The sequence below is a fragment of the Collinsella aerofaciens genome (assembly GCF_028206795.1).
Lineage (GTDB): Bacteria > Actinomycetota > Coriobacteriia > Coriobacteriales > Coriobacteriaceae > Collinsella > Collinsella aerofaciens_AX.
Genome location: NZ_JAQLFJ010000011.1, coordinates 20989 through 37641 on the forward strand (window position 1 = coordinate 20989; position 16653 = coordinate 37641).

The window sequence follows — 16653 nt, forward strand, 5'->3', positions numbered from 1 at the left end:
CGGGCTTGCGTGCGCGTGGGCCCGCGAGCGTATTGGCGTGTTCGGGTAAGGAGGCCTTGCCATGGCGGGCGAGCGTTCTGTTGGCGAGCTGCTCGACGAGCTGTTTGGCTTTGAATCGGTGGCCAAGCGTCAGACGGCGCTTGAGCAGTACGATCGTGGGGAGTTGGTGCGCAAGGCGCGCTCCCGCGAGCTGCTGGGTGTGCTTAGGGGCGTCGAGGCTGCCGAGCACGCTGCGCGCGACTCTGCCGTGCAGGCTGTTGACGGGTATGTTCGCCGTGTCGAGGGCGCGGCCCTTGCGCGCGCTCGCAAGCAGGCGGGTGTTGTGGGCCCGCTGCAGATGGAGCGCCGCTATGCTGCCTTTTTGCGTATGGAGGACAAGGCCGAACTGTTGGCCCGCTTGGAGCAGACGCTTGCGTTTATCGAGGTAAAGCTGCGTGCCAATACGGCGGACAGGGTTCGTGCGGCATACGATGCTGCGGGGGCTTTGGTGTTGCAGGGCGCGGCGCGTCTGAGTGACGCGCGCGTTGTGGATGCCGCACCCTTGGATGCCGATCTGCTATGCACGCAGCTGGAGCAGCTGCGTTGCACCGCCGATACAACGGACCTTGCCGGCATGATTACGGCGACGTTTGAGTCCGAGCTGAGTGCGACTGGTCCGCAGCGCGCTGATGGGTTTACGGGCGATTTGGCTGGCGATGTTGCTGGTGACGTGGCGTTGGAGCGCGAACTTACCAACGTGCGCGGCGCTGCGCAGCGAGCGCGCTTGGCGGCGCAGGCGTATCGGGCCGAGCGCGCCGCCCGCGTTGCGGGGAGCACGGTGGAGCCGGTATTGTTGCCCGAGCCTTCGTGCGTTGCGTGCGAGACGGCGTGCGATGCCGGTTTGCTTGCCGAGCTGCTCGTTCAGGTTAAGAAGTCGTTTGAGACCTACCGTCGTGTTGTTGCCGACGGCGGGTTGTTCTGTGCGTTTGGCTCTGGCTCGCCGCATGGGATATGCCGGGGTTCGTGCTATTTAGACTACGATTCTCGGCTTGACGAAGACGTGCTGGTGGGCGAGTACGATGGCGCTACCAGGCATGATGTTTGCCGTGAGGTTCCGATTCCCGAGCTTGTGGATGAGGTTTCGGCCGAGGGCGGCGACTCGCTCGAGGTTGCCGTGGCGCGCATGCGTGAGTTTAATGCGCGCCGCTACGAAGGTGTGCTGGACGAGGACCCCGCGCGCCATGTGAATGCGTTTTGGTATGGACTCAAAAAGCTCAGCCAGTATTGCGAGGCCGCCGTGCGTGTGGATGAGCGTGCTTGGGATTGCTTTATCGATAAGGTACAGTTCGCCTACGATGAACCCGTGGGGCGCCTGGCCACGCAGATGGACGACAAGCAGGTTGCGGCTTTTGTTGCTGCCGTGGAAGTGCTCGGTGCTAGTGAGTAGGGGCTTGGCTCGATAGGAGGTTGCACCATGAAGATCGAAGTCGATGTTGACCAGCTGCGCGAGGGCCTGCTCGACCGCGCGGGGAGTGCGGCAGGCGTTGGCTTTCCCGCTGCCATGCTCGACGTGATGGATATCGAGGACGAGTCGCCCCAAGAGCTCCTAGCCCGAGCCGAACGCGAAGGCCTCGACCTCCGCGACTTTGCCGTCGACGATGACTAGGGTAGCTTATTTGGGACGGGTGTCTGCGCCCGCAGCTGCGCGAAAATACACGATAGGCCGTCGCAATGGAGTCTAACGACCCTGCGATTGCTCTATTTTGACTGCCCGCAGGCTAAGTGAGTAGGCTTTTTTGAAAATCCTGAGCATACGACAAATTTGCTTCAGCAAATCCGCAGGTAACAGACTTGTGCTTTGGTGACGTGGTCGGCAATTCGGCAAAAGTCTACTCACTTAGTTTTGAGAGACACTAATTGTCCGCAACGAGATCCCAGACGGGGCGATTGATGCGCAAATGTAGCCAATTCGGGACGGCTGTCCCTGGCCGCTACGACGCGAGCGTGGCGATGACGGCTTCGTCGCCGGCGTGGACTTGGGTGTCGCCGTCGGGGATGATCGTCTGGCCTTCGCGCTTGAGCATTACCACGATAAACGGGTGCTTGCCCTGCGGCACGTCGCGCAGGCGCTGGCCGGCCAGGCGACCGTGGGGAGTCACGGTGACCTCGCGCAGCGTAACCTCGGCGCGCTCCTCAAACGTCGGGGCGGCCATTACCAGAAGGTCGCCTTCCTCGATGACGGTATCGCCGTTGGGCAGCACCGGGTGCGCTCCATCGCGCAGCACCAGGACCACGAGCATATCCGTCGCACTGCCAATATCCGCGAGCGAGCGTCCGGCAAACGGATGGCCCGCGCCCACCTTGAGCTTGACGAACGACATACCGTCCTCGTCGCGGTAATCGTTAAAGGTGCGGCGCACATCGCCTTCCGCGTCGATCATGTCGAGCTTCTTTGCCACCGCCGGCAGCAGCGAGCCCTGCACCACAATGCTCGACACGGCAATCACAAAGACAAGGTCAAATAGGTCGTGGCCACCGGGGACGCCGGCCACCACGGCAAAGAGGCTAAACACGACTGAAGCCGCGCCGCGCAGGCCCGCCCAGCTTACGAGCGCAACTTGGCGGGGGTTCGTCTTAAAGGGCGCCAGTAGCATGCCAACGGCAATGGGGCGGCTCACAAAGAGCATAAACGCCATGAGCGCCAGGCCGGGTAGCAGCATTTGCGGCAGGCGCGCGGGCGTGACGAGCAGGCCGAGCAAGAAGAAGATCGTCATCTCGGCCATCTCGGTAAGGGTGTCAAAGAAGTGCGCCATCTCGACCTTGCCGGTGATGTCGCTCGCGCCCAGCACAATGCCTGCCAGGTATACGGCCAAAAAGCCGTTGCCGCCCAGGTAGCTCGGCAGTGCGTAGGCGACGATCGCCACGGCGAACAAGAAGATGGTCTGCGCGCCTTCGGCCGTTGCGTGTGCGCGCTCAATCAGACGGCTGGATGTCCAGCCGATGGCAAGGCCCAACCCCACGCCCAGGATGATCTGCTTGGTCAGCAGCACGGGAATGTCGATGTTGCCACCCGCCGCGAGGGTGGCGAGTACCGCGGTGAGCATGTAGGCGACGGGGTCGTTGGAGCCCGATTCGACCTCGAGCAGCGAGTCGGTGCCGCCCTTTAGCGACAGGTTGTGCTCGCGCAGCACGCTAAAGACGCTCGCCGCGTCGGTCGACGCCACGACCGAGCCCAGCAGCAGGCCGCCAATCCAGTCGAAGCCCAGTGCGAAGTGTGCGAACACGCCAGTGATGCCGGCGGTGGTGATAACGCCGAGCGTGCTCAGCAGCACAGCGGGCGCGGCGACGGGTTTGGCACGGTCGATGTTGGTGTTAAAGCCGCCGTAGAACATGATGAATAGCAGCGCCGTGCTGCAGACGGTTTCGGTGAGCGCGTAGTCGCTAAAGTCGATGTGCGCCGGACCGTTGACGCCGAGCAGCATGCCGAGCGCAATAAAGATGAGGAGGGTGGGGAAGGGGAGTTTTTTGCCGACGGGTTTGATGGTCAGGCACAAAATGATGACGAGGCCGATAAAGAGAAGTATCTGGTTCATGGATAGTGTCCGCTCCTGGGTGGTTGGCGTGGCACGGTCAGTTGTCTGCGGTTATTTGTACCCAAAGATGGTGGGTTTATGGACCTGGATTGCGGGCGTGCGCATTTTCGACACGAGGCGCGGCGTGTGCGACGCTGGTCGGGGCGCCGGGCCTGACGGCGTGACGTGAGCGGCGCGGGTTGGCAGGCGTGCGCTGGTGACCGTTGACGGTATACAACCCTTTCCAGCTTTATTGCAACGGAGTACAATGGGTAACGTTTAAGTTCAACTTGAAGTTTTAGTTGCGGCTTCGGGCTTCGGCCGCAAAGTAAAGAGAGGCGTTCCATGGCGATCTATGTGACATCTGATGCTCACGGGCATGTGCGTGCGCTTGATGAGGCCCTGTCCAAGATTTCGCTGGCGTCCGACGATACGCTGTACGTGCTGGGCGACATGATCGATCGCGGACCCGATCCGGTTGGCGTTATTAAGCTCGTGCGCTCGCTGCCCAACGCCCGCGTGCTCAAGGGTAATCACGAGCAGATCATGCTCGACGCTATCATTGGCCAGGATCCGCTCGATGCCGAGACCTGGGATATCAACGGCGGTTGGACTACCCGTCAGCAGCTCAACGATATGGAATTTGAGGCGTACGAGGAGCTCGTGCGTTGGATGGCGACGCTGCCGCTTTATGCGGTGGCCGAGACTGGCGAGCGACCGTACCTGCTGGTACATGCTGGTATTGAGACCGAGACGGCGCGGGCGTTTTTGCTTGAACATGGGGTTGATTGTGCCGATGGTGCGGGGGCGGTGGATGCCGATCGCGAACTGCTGAAGCAGATGCTTGCCGTGCAGTCGTCCGATGACTTGCTGTGGATTCGTCACGGTTATTGGGATGCGCCGACGGGGTTGCTTTCTGCCGAGGGCAAGGGTCCGGTCGTGGTGAGCGGCCACACGCCAACGGTGTCGCTCGGGCGTTATTGCGAGGTAGGCGGCCTGGCGGGGCTCGATGAGGAGTCCGGCCGTGGGCAGATTGTGCGCCTGGGCGGCGAGGATACCGCCGGCGTGCCCGACCGCATCGACATCGACTGCGCCGCCGCCACTGGGTCGGAGTTTGGCCGCGTAGGTATCCTGCGCCTAGACGACGGGGCCGAGTTCTACGCGAACATCAACCCGGGCGAGTAATCGGTGCTAAGGGTAGCTAATTTGGGACGGGGCTTTTTCTACCACTTTCGGAGAGTAGCGCCTTCTTGCTCGGTAAGTGCTAGAAACGAGGAACGTCTGCGTCCTCGGCAGCGCGAAAATGCTCGAAAAACCGTCGCAACGGAGTCAAACGACGTCGCGACGGTTCTTTTTTGGCTGCCCGCTGGCTAAGTGAGTAGACTTTTTTGGAAATGTCGAGCAGCCGGCAAATTTGCCTCAACAAAACCGCAGGTCACTGACTTGTGTTTTGCCTGTGTGGTCAGGGATTCGGCAAAAGTCTACTCACTTAGTTTTGCGTGTCGCAAATCGTCCGCAACGAGACCCCAGCCGGGGTGATTCCATCGCAAATTAGCTCCCCATTGCACCGGTTAGGCACCGTACGGATTGCGGTCGCGCTCGATGCGCTGGCGGATGTGGGCGTACTCGATTATCAGCAACACCAGCAGTAGGGCCATGACCGCCAGGTAGCTCACCACGGCGCCCATCAGGCCCAGCAGGTTGATCATGATCACCGGGAGCACCACGCTCACGGCAAAGCAGATCAGGTAGATTTTGGTTACGTCGCCGGCGTGGCGCAACACCGTGATGATGGCGTAGATAAAGTCGATTGCCGCGGTGACGCCGCCGGCGACAACCATTAGCAGTGCCAGCGTGCGGTAGCGCTCAAAGTTGAGGCCGTACATAAAGCTCATGATGGGGATGCCGGGGCCTGCCATAAATGCGGCGCACGCTCCAGTAATGACCACGATCAGTGCGATAACGGCAACAATAATCAGGTCAAAGCGACGACGCTTGCGCGGGTTCCCCCAAATGCTCGACAGACGCAGGAGCTGCGGTTTATAGACAAATCCGATGCTCAGCAAAATAGCCTGCGCCGGAAAGAACAGGGCATTAAAGTACAGCTGATACTTGTAGGCCAGCGTGCCCTCCATCACAAACTTGGGCATGCTCTCGATAAGGTTGAACAGGAACAGCGCACCAAAGAGCGGGGCGCACTGGACAAACAGGTGGCCGACCTCGCGCAGGCTCACGCGGCGCGATTTTTCGGTCTCGAGCAGGGCGAGCGGGGCGGTGACCAGCACGAGCGAGGCGATGGCGGTGACACCCATGGCCATGGCCGCGATGGGCATGCTGCGTGTAAGGAACAGCGCCACGCTAAAGACCACGATGACGCCGACGGAGCGTAACGTTTGGCTCATGCCGGCCAAATAGAGCTTGTCGGCCTGCTGCAGGCGGCCCTCGTACACGTCGGCGATGCCGTCGATCACCTTATACAGGTAGACGCCCAGGCCGATCGTGGCCATCTGCGCATCGTAGCCGCGGGCGCTGCTGTATACCAGGCCGCATGCCAGCGCGAGCGCTCCGCAGAGCCAGCGGTTGAGCTGATAGGAGGCGAAGGAGGTTTTTTCATCGATGTCCGAGACCTGAAAGTTGCGCACGCCATAGTTGCACGCGATCATGATGAGCGTGCCGGTGACAAAGGCGATGGAGAACTTGCCAGCCTCCTCGGCGCCTACGAGTTGCGTCGACACAATGGTGAGCAGCGGAAACGCCATGCCCCAAACGGTGGTACCCAGGGTGTTCCAAAGGTAGTCGCGACGGGTGGCGTGATCTTCGTACTCGGCTTCTTGCGTGGAGAAGCCGCCGCCGTAGACAGCGCCGAGCAGGCGGTTCCACCATGCGTTAACCATGCGGTGGATGGGGCCGGGTTGGCGATCGCGCTCGCGACGACGGTGTGTGGCCTGGCTGCTGTCGGGACCGCCGGCGTTACGTTGGCTTAGTTCTTGGATTCGCGCGAGCTCTTCGGCAGTGTGCGATGCGGGGAACAGGCCGTTCTCGATGCGTCCGCCCTGGGCCTTTGCGGTGCCGCTGCTCGCTATGGCGGGGTCGGCGACGCCATTGCGGCGGGCGATGGCGCGGCGGATGCTATCGAGGGGCGTGATACTCAAGGCGGTTCCTTTCTCTTACTGCGCTCTAGTATAGTCGCGGTGGTGTCCATTCGTGTTTTTGAACAGGTTGTTCAATAATTTCGGCGTGCGGCTGTAATTTGTCGGTTAACGTGCTGTATCCTGTTGAAGTTTTGTGACCCCCCCCGATACCGCTTGCGCGGTACCAAGGAGTTTTTACCCATGGATATCGCTGCGTTTTTGCTGGCTCTTGTGCCGATCATCTGGCTTGTCGTGATGCTGCTGTGCTTTAAATGGCCGGCTTGGAAGGCCGCTATGGGCTCGTTCGCCCTTTCGTGCGTGCTCGCCTTCGCATGGTGGCGCCTGCCGGTGATGCAGATTGCCTCGGCCTCGCTCGAGGGCTTTTTGATGGCCCTGTGGCCCATTGTGTTGGTGATTATCGCCGCGGTGTTTACGTATAACCTGTGTGTGCGCACGGGCGCCATGGACGTGATTGGCAGCATGATCACCTCCATCAGCAGCGACCGCCGTCTGCTGGCGCTGCTCGTGGCTTGGTGCTTCGGTGGCTTTATGGAGGGCATGGCCGGTTTTGGCACCGCCGTTGCCATTCCTGCCGGCATGCTTGCGGGCCTGGGTTTTGAGGCCGTACCCGCCGTGCTCATCTGCCTGCTGGCCAACGGCGTGCCCACGCCCTACGGCTCCATTGGCATTCCCACGGTGTCCGTTGCCGACTTGGTGGGCCTGGATTCCCTGCACTTGGCGACCGTTCAGCTGGTGCAGCTCGCGCCCTTCTTTGTGGCGATGCCGCTGCTTATCGTGCTGGTTGCGGGCCGTGTCAGCGATGGTCAAGGCAACGTTGCGAGCGTGGGCGAGCGTCTGCACGGCGTTGCCGGTGTGGCACTGCTTTCCGGTGTGTCCTTTGTAGGTGCGGCCCTGGTCGTTGCCATGTTTGTGGGTCCCGAGCTGGCCGTAGTCGTGGGCTCCATCGTGTCGCTTGCGCTGACCGCCGCGCTTGCCATGCGCACCGAGAAGTCGGGACATCTGGATGCGCGCTTCCATATGAATATCGAGGCCGGCGAACAGCTCACCGCTAAGTCGGCGCTTTCGGCTTGGTCGTGCTTCATCCTGATCTTTGTGCTGCTGTTGGGTACCTCCAACCTGGTGCCCGACGTGCACGCCGCGCTCGCGCCGTTTGCGAGTCACGTGCAGGTGTATTGCGGCGAGAACCCCGGTACGCTCACGTTTTCGTGGGTCAACACGCCGGGCGTCTGGATTTTCCTGGCGGCGTTTGTCGGTGGTGCCATTCAGGGTGCGTCGCCGCGCATGATGGGCGAGGTGCTGGCCGCGACCGTCAAGCAGATGATGCCCACGGTCATAACCATGCTTTCGGTGCTGGGTTGCGCCAAGGTGATGGGCTACGCCGGCATGATCTCTTCGATCAGTGCATTTTGCATTGCGGTCGCCGGCGGTCTGTACCCGATCCTGGCTCCGTGGATCGGTGCGGTTGGCGCGTTTGTGACTGGCTCGGGCACATCGTCAGGCATGCTGTTTGGCCCCATCCAGAGCCAGGCCGCCAAGGCGCTGGGCGTGAGCGACTACTGGATGGTCGCGCTGAACGCCCTGGGTGTTGCCGCTGGCAAGATGATCTCGCCGCAGACCCTCGCCATTGGTCTTGCCGCCGTTCACGTGCGCGGCAAGGATGCCGAGCTTCTGGGTGCCATTCTGCCCTACGCCGCCGGCATGCTGGTCCTCATGAGCGCCATCGCCATGCTCGGCCAAGGCCTGCCGCTGGAGGCTGTTTAGCGCCGCCGTGCAGGGTGTCTTTAAAGAGTCGTGACCAAAAATCGTCAAATATGAGTACTGATACCTTTTCAGTAGCAGCAATTTTGGCCATTTTTAAGACTATCCGACGTATCCATCGAGTGGATATGCTGTTGTATCTCCTCAAATGTTCAATAAAAGAAGTCCTTGATGTGAATAAATCTCATCAAGGACTTCTTTTATAAACAAAATAAATGCATCCGCAACGGTAACAGTACTCATATTTGCCATTTTTTGGCCACAGCCCTTCAGAGAATCTACGAAAACGGTCCTGTGCCGGCATCCGGGGACGGTCCTTGGTTGTTGCCTGTTCAAGAGTGTCCCCAGCGACTAGTCGTTTAAAAACGTCCCCAATGACTAGGCCGCTTGCGTGCGATTTTTGACCGTTGGGCGGGCGCTTCGCCGTTGCCGCAAAAACGTTTTTGCATATCGGGTACAACGGGCTTTACGTGAGTAAAGTGCGCGCCTCGTCCACGTGTCGCGCTTTTAAAGGAGGCCCCATGCCAGGTATTACCCCTGCAGAAGTTCTGTCCAACTTTGGCATTACGCTGGTCGAAGATCCTGCCGAGAACCAGCCCCGCCTGCTGGTCGACCTGCCGGCAGCCGAGCTCGTCGAGCACGCCATCCGTCGCAACGAAGGTCGTATGGCCTCCAACGGCGCGCTGGTGATCGAGACGGGGGAGCGCACTGGCCGCTCGCCTAATGACCGCTTTATCGTTGACACCCCCGATGTTCACGACAAGATTGCCTGGGGTGCCGTCAACCGCCCGCTGTCTGTCGAGAGCTACGAGGCCATCAAGGCCGGCATCGTCGACTATCTCAACGAGCGCGACGTGTTCGTCACTCGCGGTATGGCCGGTGCCGACCGCAACCATACGCGTCGTCTGCTTGTCGCCTGCGAGCGTGCCAGCCAGGCGCTCTTTATTAAGCAGATGCTCGCCCGCCCGCTTGCCCGTGAAATCGCACGCACCGGCGAGCCGGACTTCTGTGTGCTCGCCGCGCCGGGCTACCAGTGCGATCCCGCCATCAAGGGCCTCAACTCCAGCGCCGCCGTGGTCATTAACTTCCAGGAGCGCGTGATTCTGGTCGCCGGCACCGGCTACTCCGGCGAGATCAAAAAGTCCATTTTCAGCGTCATGAATTACCTGCTGCCCGTCGAGGACGACGTGCTGCCCATGCACTGCTCGGCCAGTATGGATCCCGTCACGCACGAGACCGCCGTGTTCTTTGGCCTGTCCGGCACCGGCAAGACCACGCTTTCGGCCAATCCCACGCGCCTGCTGATCGGCGACGACGAGCACGGCTGGTCTGACATGGGCATCTTTAACATCGAGGGTGGCTGCTACGCCAAATGCGAGGGCCTGGACGCCTTCCACGAGCCCGAGATCTTCAACGCTGTCCGCTTTGGCGCGATCTGCGAAAACGTGGTGCTCGACGAGAACCGCAAGCCCAACTACGACGACATCTCGATCACGCACAACACGCGCGTGGCATACCCTGTGGAGCACATTCCCAACGCGTGGACCAAGGGCATGGGCACCACTCCAAGCGTCGTGCTGTTCCTGACCTGCGATGCCTTTGGCGTGCTGCCGCCCATCTCACGCCTGACGGCCGATGCCGCCATGTACCACTTCGTGACGGGCTTTACGGCCAAGATCCCCGGCACCGAGGTCGGCGTCACCGAGCCCACGCCCACGTTCTCTTCGCTGTTTGGCGAGCCGTTTATGCCGCTCGACCCCATGGTCTATGCCAAGATGCTCGGTGAGCGCATCGCCGACGGCCGCACGCGTGTGTACCTGGTCAACACCGGCTGGATCGGCGGCGGCTACGGCGTGGGCCATCGCATCGAGCTTGCCTACACGCGCGCCCTGGTGGCCCGCGCCCTCGACGGTACCATCGAGGACAGCGAATTCGTGCATGACGATATCTTTAACGTCGACATTCCCACCACGTGCCACGGCGTGCCCGACGGCATCCTGGTGCCGCGCCAGTATTGGCAGAGCACCGCTCGCTACGACGAGGCCGCGCACAACTTGGCCGTGATGTTCGAGGAGAACTTCGAGAAGAAGTACTCGCACCTGCCCGAATCTGTCAAGGCCGCCGGTCCGCACGCTCAGGTGCACGCCGACGCCCGTCATCGCGGCCACGGCCTGCTGGGACTTCGCCACTAGCGTCGCCTCAGACCCAAAACCACCATAAAGGGGACAGGCACCTTTGTGGTGGTTTTACTCGCGCGGATGACTCGGGTTACAATACGCCTAACATATCGCTCCCTTCTCCGGATGGGGGCAGCGTAAGCGCTCTTGTGGCGGCACCGTAGGACTTTGAAGGTGGCCGTCGTAAGGGCGCTTTTTGTTTAGGCGCCCTCGCTCGGGCGCGCACGATGAAGGGAGAGCGCATGAAGAGCTTTATTGCCGAGGATTCGTTTTGGGAGCTATTTCCGCAGGCGGCTGTCGGTGTTGCGGTCGTAAAGGGCATGAAGCCCGCGGCTCAGATTCCTCAAGAGGACGTGGACGCGATTGCGGCGTTGCTCGACCGCGCCAATATCGACGCGGAGCGTCATCTGACCAGCGATACTATCAGCGAGAACGCACCGGTCAAGGCATGGCGCGAGGCTTATCGGCTGTTCAAGACCAAAAAGGGCGCGCGTTGCTCAATTGAGAACCTGCTCAAGCGCGTGCTCAAGGGCAAACCGGTGGGCCACATTACGCCCGCGGTGGACATCTACAACACGGTGTCGCTGACCTACGCGCTGCCCGTTGGCGGCGAGGACCTGCATGCGATTGAGGGGGATCTTCGCTTGAAGGTGACTGACGGCGGCGATGCGTTCCTGCCACTTGGCGAGGAAACGGATGACCCGACGCTGCCCGGCGAGCTCGCCTATATCGATGATGCGGGCGCCGTATGCCGCTGCTGGAACTGGCGCGATGGCGTTCGCACGGCGCTGTCCGACGATTCGGCCGATGCATTCCTGGCGATTGAGTGCGTGGAGCCCGAGCGGATGGGGGATTGCCAGGCCGCGATCGATCGCTTAGCCGAGCTGCTTGAGCGCTATCTGGGAGCGACGGTTGTCGTTAAGACGCTTGTGACCCGCGACAATCCCTGCGTGGAACTGTAGCGACGCCTGCGGATCATGTTCGCCGGTCAAAACCACTACAAAGGTGCCTGTCCCCTTTGTGGTGGTTTTTATGTTGATGGGTTAACAAATGGGATATTTGGGTATGGGTGTTGCCTCGTGCGGCTAAGATGTTTACCCGTTAGCATCATGTAAGCGAAAGGCGGTCGTCTCCCATGCAGCAGAACGACGAGACACGTTTCGAGGACTTTGTCGGACTGATCAGCGGGCTCTACAAGGAGATCCAGCGCATTAAGACATCCGAGGGCGCAAGGCTGGGCCTCAAGGGCTCCGACGTTATGTGCCTGTACTATCTTGAGCGCAGCAAGGACGGCCTGACTGGCGCTGACCTGGCTCGCATGGCAGGCGTGACCCGTGCCGCCGTCTCGCGCACGCTCGCGCATCTGGAGGAGGGCGGCTACGTCGAGGTCGACGACTCGGGTGATGCGGCCGTTAAGTATCGTGCCCCGGTGCGCCTGACCGCTCTGGGCGGCGAGAGCATGAGCGAGGCGGACCGCATCATTCGCGAGGTGCTCGACACCACCGGTAAGGCTATGGGTGTGGAGCAGCGCGAGCAGATGTATGCGTCGCTGCGTACGATTCTCAACACCCTGCGTGAGATCTAAGGCCGCCAAGGCATTTGCCTCCCATTAAAAACTGCATAGTCCCGTTTGAGCGCGTATGCCGTGCCGGGGCATTGCTGTCAAAATTCCCCGCGCGGGACCTGCGCAAGAAAGGATTCGTTATGTCCGTCCGCATTATTACCGATTCCGCAAGCGATATGTCGCCGGCGGAGCACCCCGCTCTGCGTGTTCTGCCGCTGTCCGTCACCTTTGGCACCGATGTGTATATGGATGGCGTCGACATCGATCACCAGCGCTTTTACGAGATGCTTGTGGAGCGCGATGAGCTGCCCAAGACCGGTCAGGTCAACCCGTACGCCTTTTCGCAGGCGATTGCCGAAGCGCGTGAGGCCGGCGATGAGGCCGTGATTATTACCGTGGGCGCCAAGCTCTCGGGCACCAACCAGAGTGCTCGTACGGCACTTGCCGAGGCGCCGGGCGGCGACATGTTCGTCGTGGACAGCAATAACGTGACCTTGGGCGAGCGCGTGCTGGTCGAGTATGCGCTGCGCCTGGTGGACGAGGGCCAGGGCGCGGCTCAGGTTGCGGCGGCTGTCGAGGCCGTGCGCGACCGCGTGGTCGTCATCGGCCTGCTCGAGACGCTGGAGTACCTGGTGCGCGGCGGTCGCCTGTCTGCTGCGGCCGGTGCCGTGGGTACGCTGCTCAACGTAAAGCCCGTGGTGGCTGCCGAGGACGGTCTGATCGTGCAGCTGGGCAAGGCGCGCGGTTCCAAGAACGGACGTAACCTGCTCAACCAGAAGGTCGAAAAGGCGGGCGGCATCGACTTTTCCATGCCGCTGGCGCTCGGCTATACGGGCCTTTCGGATGCGGTGCTCAAGAAGTATATCGAGGACAGCGCGGCACTGTGGGCTGGCCATACCGAGGGCGAACTGCCCGTTCACACCATCGGCGCCACCATCGGCACCCATGTAGGCCCCGGCGCCGTAGCCGTAGCCTTCTTCCAGCCCGTTAACTAGCCCACCTGCCAAAACCACCACAAAGGGGACAGGCACCTTTGTGGTGGTTTATGCTATTCCGGGTGGAAGGGGGCGAGCAATGGCGTCTGAGGGCTTTTTTGAGCGGGTGTACGAGGTGGTCGAGCAGATTCCCGAGGGGATGGTCGCCACGTATGGTCAGGTGGCGCTGCTTGCTGGACGTCCACGAAGTGCGCGGTACGTGGGGTATGCCCTGCATGGCAATCCGCGCCCCGGCGAGATTCCCTGTCACCGCGTGGTGTTTGCCGATGGCCGCATATGCGATGGTTTTGCTTTTGGCGGTCCCGATGCTCAACGTGAGCTTTTGCTAGGGGAGGGTGTGGCGTTTAAGGACGACATGCACGTCGACTTGGCCGCCTGTCGCTGGCCTGCAGGGCTCTAGCGGCTCTGCCGTCGCTTAAACCACCACAAAGGTGCCTATCCCCTTTGTGGTGGTTTTGGCAGGTTTACCGAGGTTAACTTATGGAGAAGGTATGGCGGCGCGGTTTGTCGCAGCAAAGTAAACCACGGTGAACTATATTGTTTTCAGCAACGGAGCAGGCAATAGGCGATGAAAAAGCCTGCCCTGTTGAGTTTGATTCGCATTCCTCCCCTCTGTGCGATTCAACGGTGTACTTCGGGAACAGGCCCGCTGGCAACTATCTGCCAGCGGGCCTGTTCCTGTTTCGGTGAGGATTCAGCCTCACCGTCTATGTTGTGCGAAGGCGCTTTGCCTAGTACACCATGCCCATGGCGTCCTGAACCTCGGCCAGGGTCTGCTCGGCAATCTCGTTGGCGCGACGGTTGCCCTCGTGCAGCACGTCCTTCACATAGTCCAGATCGTTCTCATAGCGCTGACGACGCTCGCGGATCGGCGCGAAGTACTCGTTGACGGCCTCGGTCACGTACTTCTTGAGCTGGCCGGAGCCGCCCATGCCAATCTCCTCGGCAATCTCGACCTCGGAACGGCCAGTGCAGATGGCGGCGGTTGAAAGCAGGCCGGACACGCCGGGGCGGTTCTCGGGATCGAACGTGATCATGCGCTCGGAGTCGGTCTGGCTCTTCTTGATGCGCTTGGCCGTCTCCTCGGCGGTCATCGAGATGTTGATGGCGTTGCCGTAGCTCTTGCTCATCTTGCGACCGTCCAGGCCCGGCAGTAGCGGGGTCTCGGACAGCAGCGCTTCGACCTCGGGGAACACTTTGCCGTAGCGGTTGTTAAAGCGGCGGGCGATGGTGCGGGTGAGCTCGATGTGCGGCAGCTGGTCGCGACCGACGGGCACCACATTGCCCTTGCAGAACAGGATGTCGCAGGCCTGGTGCACCGGGTAGGTGAGCAGAAGGCCGGTGAGCTCGTGGCCCGAGGCCTCCATCTCGGCCTTGACCGTGGGGTTGCGCGCCAGCTCGGCCTCGGAGACCAGCGACAGGAACGGCAGCATGAGCTGGTTGGCGGCGGGCACGGCGGAGTGCGCGTAGATCATGGTCTTGTCGGGGTCGATGCCGCAGGCAAGGTAGTCCATGACCATGTTGTACACGTTGTCCTGGATGTGCTCGGTCGTGTCGCGGTCAGTGATGACCTGGTAGTCGGCGATGAGCACGTTGGTCTTGGCGCCCATGTTCTGCAGCTCAACACGGCCCTTAAGGGTGCCGAAGTAGTGACCCAGATGCAGACGGCCGGTGGGGCGGTCGCCGGTGAGCATGGTGAACTTGTCGGGCGTCTTGGCCAGGCCCTCGCGAATGGCGTTGCTCTTTTGCAGCGCGACTTCGTAGCTGTTCTCGTTTGGCATAATTGCTCCTAACGTATGTTCATGGGTCAAGATGATAACGCGTTTATTGGAGGGGCGGGGCGTAAGTAGGCGAGGGGCTGGCAAGGGGTGGCTTACGCGATTGATGCGATGTAGTTGCACTTGGTCAGCGATGCCTTGGCACATTCTCGGCAGCTTACCCTAGAGCTTGTGGTGGCGCTCTTCCTTACGTTCTTCGGCTGCCTGCTCCTCCTGCTTAAAGGCGGGGTCGTCGGGGGTGACGAGCTCATCCTCGTGTGTGCGCTTGTTGTAATGGTGGCGCAGCACGGGCTCAAACAGATGTAGATGCTTGGCAAAGGCCGCCGAGCCAATGGCGAGCACGGTAAAGATGAGCACGCGCATGGGCACCTCGACCTGGTTAATCGCGGCGGCGCCGGCCGAAAGCATAATGCACCAGGCGTAGATGAGGAGCACTGCCTGTTTTTGGTTGTAGCCCTCTTGGATCAGGCGGTGGTGGATGTGGCCCTTGTCGGCCTGCCCGATGCTAATGTGGGCGCGCTTGCGGCGCACGATGGCGCTAAACGTGTCGATGATGGGCACGCCGGCAACGATGAGTGGGATGATAAGCGAGGTGAGCGCGGCGGTGCGGCTCACGTTGAGCAACGAGATGGAGCCCAGCGCAAAGCCCAGAAGCAGCGACCCCGAGTCGCCCAAGAAGATGCTTGCGGGGTTGAAGTTGTAGCGCAAAAAGGCCAGGCAGGCGCCAAAGAGCGCAATGGAGAGCGCGGCGGCGTCGATGCGGCCCGAGAGAACGGCCATCGAAAACATGGTGAACGACGCGATGCCGCAGATGCCCGTGGCCAAGCCGTCGAGGCCGTCGATGAGGTTAATGATGTTGGTGAATGCCACCAGATAGATCACGGTGATGGGGTAGGCGAGCCATCCGAGCATGATCTCGCCGGGGGCAAACGGGTTGACGATGACGCCGATGCGCAGGCCGCCCACGCAGGCGATGAGCGCGGCGAGGACCTGACCGGCCAGTTTTTGCTTGGGCTTGAGCTGGAAGACGTCGTCGATAGCGCCGGTCGCAAAGATGACGGTAAAGGAGAGCGCCAGCATGGGATAGCTAATGTGAAGGCGCGGGTGCGGCACCAGGACGGGCGGCCAGCCTAGGTGCCAGGTGCCTAGGATTTGCACAATGCAGGCAACGACCAGGCCCAAAAACACCGCCGTTCCGCCCAAACGCGGGATGGGCTTGGTGTTGATGCGGCGCTTGGAAGGATAGTCGACGGCGTCGAGCTTAATTGCCAAGCGCTTGACCAGGGGCACAATGAGGAAGGTCGTGATAAAGGCCGCCGCTGCCACGCATAGGTACGGTATGTAGCTCGGGGATGAAGCCATGAATCTAAAAACCGCCAAGCGTCGAAGGAAAAGGTCAGAAGAACGCCATGCGCAAAGGGCATAGCCGAACCATGATACTCGACCACGGGGGGTGCATGGAATTGCATGCAGCGATAATCACGCGCTTACCAGATATTGGGATGTTGTCGATGGCTTGTCGGGATACCGGCGGGGATCCATATGGGCTGTAATGGTGGTTTTCGGCAAATGAAAACCACCCCCCACGTTACGAAAATGAACCCACCTAAAACAGGTGGGTGCCCTCATCGACTGTTCCAGCGTCCTTAACAACGAAGGATACCTGTACTAGGTACGA

At 61.0% G+C, this 16653-nt stretch carries 13 protein-coding genes; 9 read left to right on the forward strand and 4 right to left on the reverse strand.

Translation table 11 applies throughout. The features are described 5' to 3' along the window. The first annotated feature begins 61 nt into the window (after positions 1-61). Both PMX70_RS07995 and PMX70_RS08000 read left to right on the forward strand, forming a co-directional pair. Positions 62-1426 (forward strand): hypothetical protein, encoded by a 1365-nt coding sequence (locus PMX70_RS07995; protein WP_271743300.1) that lies wholly within the window; start codon positions 62-64, stop codon positions 1424-1426. Positions 1427-1453: 27 nt separating this feature from the next. Then, the gene (locus tag PMX70_RS08000) at positions 1454-1645 is read left to right on the forward strand and encodes a hypothetical protein (protein ID WP_271743301.1); all 192 of its coding nucleotides are present in this window, start codon (positions 1454-1456) and stop codon (positions 1643-1645) included. A gap of 325 nt (positions 1646-1970) precedes the next feature. Here PMX70_RS08000 and PMX70_RS08005 read toward each other — a convergent pair whose 3' ends face one another. Beyond that, positions 1971-3572: a potassium/proton antiporter gene (locus PMX70_RS08005; protein WP_271743302.1), complete on the reverse strand. Its 1602-nt coding sequence runs from the start codon at positions 3570-3572 to the stop codon at positions 1971-1973. Positions 3573-3896: 324 nt separating this feature from the next. On the opposite strand from PMX70_RS08005, the gene PMX70_RS08010 reads away from it, so the two are divergent. Further along, positions 3897-4736, forward strand: coding sequence for a metallophosphoesterase (locus PMX70_RS08010; RefSeq protein ID WP_271743303.1), 840 nt, complete (start codon positions 3897-3899; stop codon positions 4734-4736). 386 nt (positions 4737-5122) lie between these two features. On the opposite strand, the gene PMX70_RS08015 is transcribed toward PMX70_RS08010, so the two are convergent. Then, complete coding sequence (locus PMX70_RS08015) at positions 5123-6703, reverse strand: lipopolysaccharide biosynthesis protein (RefSeq protein ID WP_271743305.1); 1581 nt, start codon at positions 6701-6703, stop codon at positions 5123-5125. A 180-nt stretch (positions 6704-6883) separates the two neighbouring features. Between PMX70_RS08015 and PMX70_RS08020 the strand changes: the two genes are divergently transcribed. The 6 genes from PMX70_RS08020 (at position 6884) to PMX70_RS08045 (ending at position 13597) form a co-directional block, all read left to right on the forward strand. Next, on the forward strand, positions 6884-8464 hold the full coding sequence (locus tag PMX70_RS08020; RefSeq protein WP_271743306.1) for an L-lactate permease: 1581 nt from the start codon (positions 6884-6886) through the stop codon (positions 8462-8464). A gap of 518 nt (positions 8465-8982) precedes the next feature. Next, positions 8983-10653, forward strand: coding sequence for a phosphoenolpyruvate carboxykinase (ATP) (gene pckA, locus PMX70_RS08025; protein ID WP_271743308.1), 1671 nt, complete (start codon positions 8983-8985; stop codon positions 10651-10653). A 227-nt stretch (positions 10654-10880) separates the two neighbouring features. Next, positions 10881-11600 (forward strand): B3/B4 domain-containing protein, encoded by a 720-nt coding sequence (locus tag PMX70_RS08030; RefSeq protein WP_117563969.1) that lies wholly within the window; start codon positions 10881-10883, stop codon positions 11598-11600. Positions 11601-11773: 173 nt separating this feature from the next. Continuing rightward, on the forward strand, positions 11774-12223 hold the full coding sequence (locus PMX70_RS08035) for a MarR family winged helix-turn-helix transcriptional regulator (RefSeq protein WP_022093866.1): 450 nt from the start codon (positions 11774-11776) through the stop codon (positions 12221-12223). A 119-nt stretch (positions 12224-12342) separates the two neighbouring features. Then, on the forward strand, positions 12343-13197 hold the full coding sequence (locus PMX70_RS08040) for a DegV family protein (RefSeq protein WP_117641033.1): 855 nt from the start codon (positions 12343-12345) through the stop codon (positions 13195-13197). A 79-nt stretch (positions 13198-13276) separates the two neighbouring features. Continuing rightward, positions 13277-13597, forward strand: coding sequence for an MGMT family protein (locus tag PMX70_RS08045; protein WP_089572047.1), 321 nt, complete (start codon positions 13277-13279; stop codon positions 13595-13597). A gap of 331 nt (positions 13598-13928) precedes the next feature. Here PMX70_RS08045 and trpS read toward each other — a convergent pair whose 3' ends face one another. Together trpS and PMX70_RS08055 are read right to left on the reverse strand one after the other, a co-directional pair. Beyond that, positions 13929-14978, reverse strand: coding sequence for a tryptophan--tRNA ligase (trpS, locus tag PMX70_RS08050; RefSeq protein ID WP_195535893.1), 1050 nt, complete (start codon positions 14976-14978; stop codon positions 13929-13931). 159 nt (positions 14979-15137) lie between these two features. Beyond that, positions 15138-16337, reverse strand: coding sequence for an MraY family glycosyltransferase (locus PMX70_RS08055; RefSeq protein WP_117563966.1), 1200 nt, complete (start codon positions 16335-16337; stop codon positions 15138-15140). Between the last annotated feature and the right edge of the window lie 316 nt (positions 16338-16653).

Coding starts and splice junctions, on each gene's coding strand:
- trpS (WP_195535893.1), bottom strand. CDS start 14,978: ATGCCAAACGAGAACAGCTACGAAGTCGCGCTGCAAAAGAGCAACGCC.
- pckA (WP_271743308.1), top strand. CDS start 8,983: ATGCCAGGTATTACCCCTGCAGAAGTTCTGTCCAACTTTGGCATTACG.
- PMX70_RS08000 (WP_271743301.1), top strand. CDS start 1,454: ATGAAGATCGAAGTCGATGTTGACCAGCTGCGCGAGGGCCTGCTCGAC.
- PMX70_RS08005 (WP_271743302.1), bottom strand. CDS start 3,572: ATGAACCAGATACTTCTCTTTATCGGCCTCGTCATCATTTTGTGCCTG.
- PMX70_RS07995 (WP_271743300.1), top strand. CDS start 62: ATGGCGGGCGAGCGTTCTGTTGGCGAGCTGCTCGACGAGCTGTTTGGC.
- PMX70_RS08030 (WP_117563969.1), top strand. CDS start 10,881: ATGAAGAGCTTTATTGCCGAGGATTCGTTTTGGGAGCTATTTCCGCAG.
- PMX70_RS08020 (WP_271743306.1), top strand. CDS start 6,884: ATGGATATCGCTGCGTTTTTGCTGGCTCTTGTGCCGATCATCTGGCTT.
- PMX70_RS08045 (WP_089572047.1), top strand. CDS start 13,277: ATGGCGTCTGAGGGCTTTTTTGAGCGGGTGTACGAGGTGGTCGAGCAG.
- PMX70_RS08040 (WP_117641033.1), top strand. CDS start 12,343: ATGTCCGTCCGCATTATTACCGATTCCGCAAGCGATATGTCGCCGGCG.
- PMX70_RS08035 (WP_022093866.1), top strand. CDS start 11,774: ATGCAGCAGAACGACGAGACACGTTTCGAGGACTTTGTCGGACTGATC.
- PMX70_RS08010 (WP_271743303.1), top strand. CDS start 3,897: ATGGCGATCTATGTGACATCTGATGCTCACGGGCATGTGCGTGCGCTT.
- PMX70_RS08055 (WP_117563966.1), bottom strand. CDS start 16,337: ATGGCTTCATCCCCGAGCTACATACCGTACCTATGCGTGGCAGCGGCG.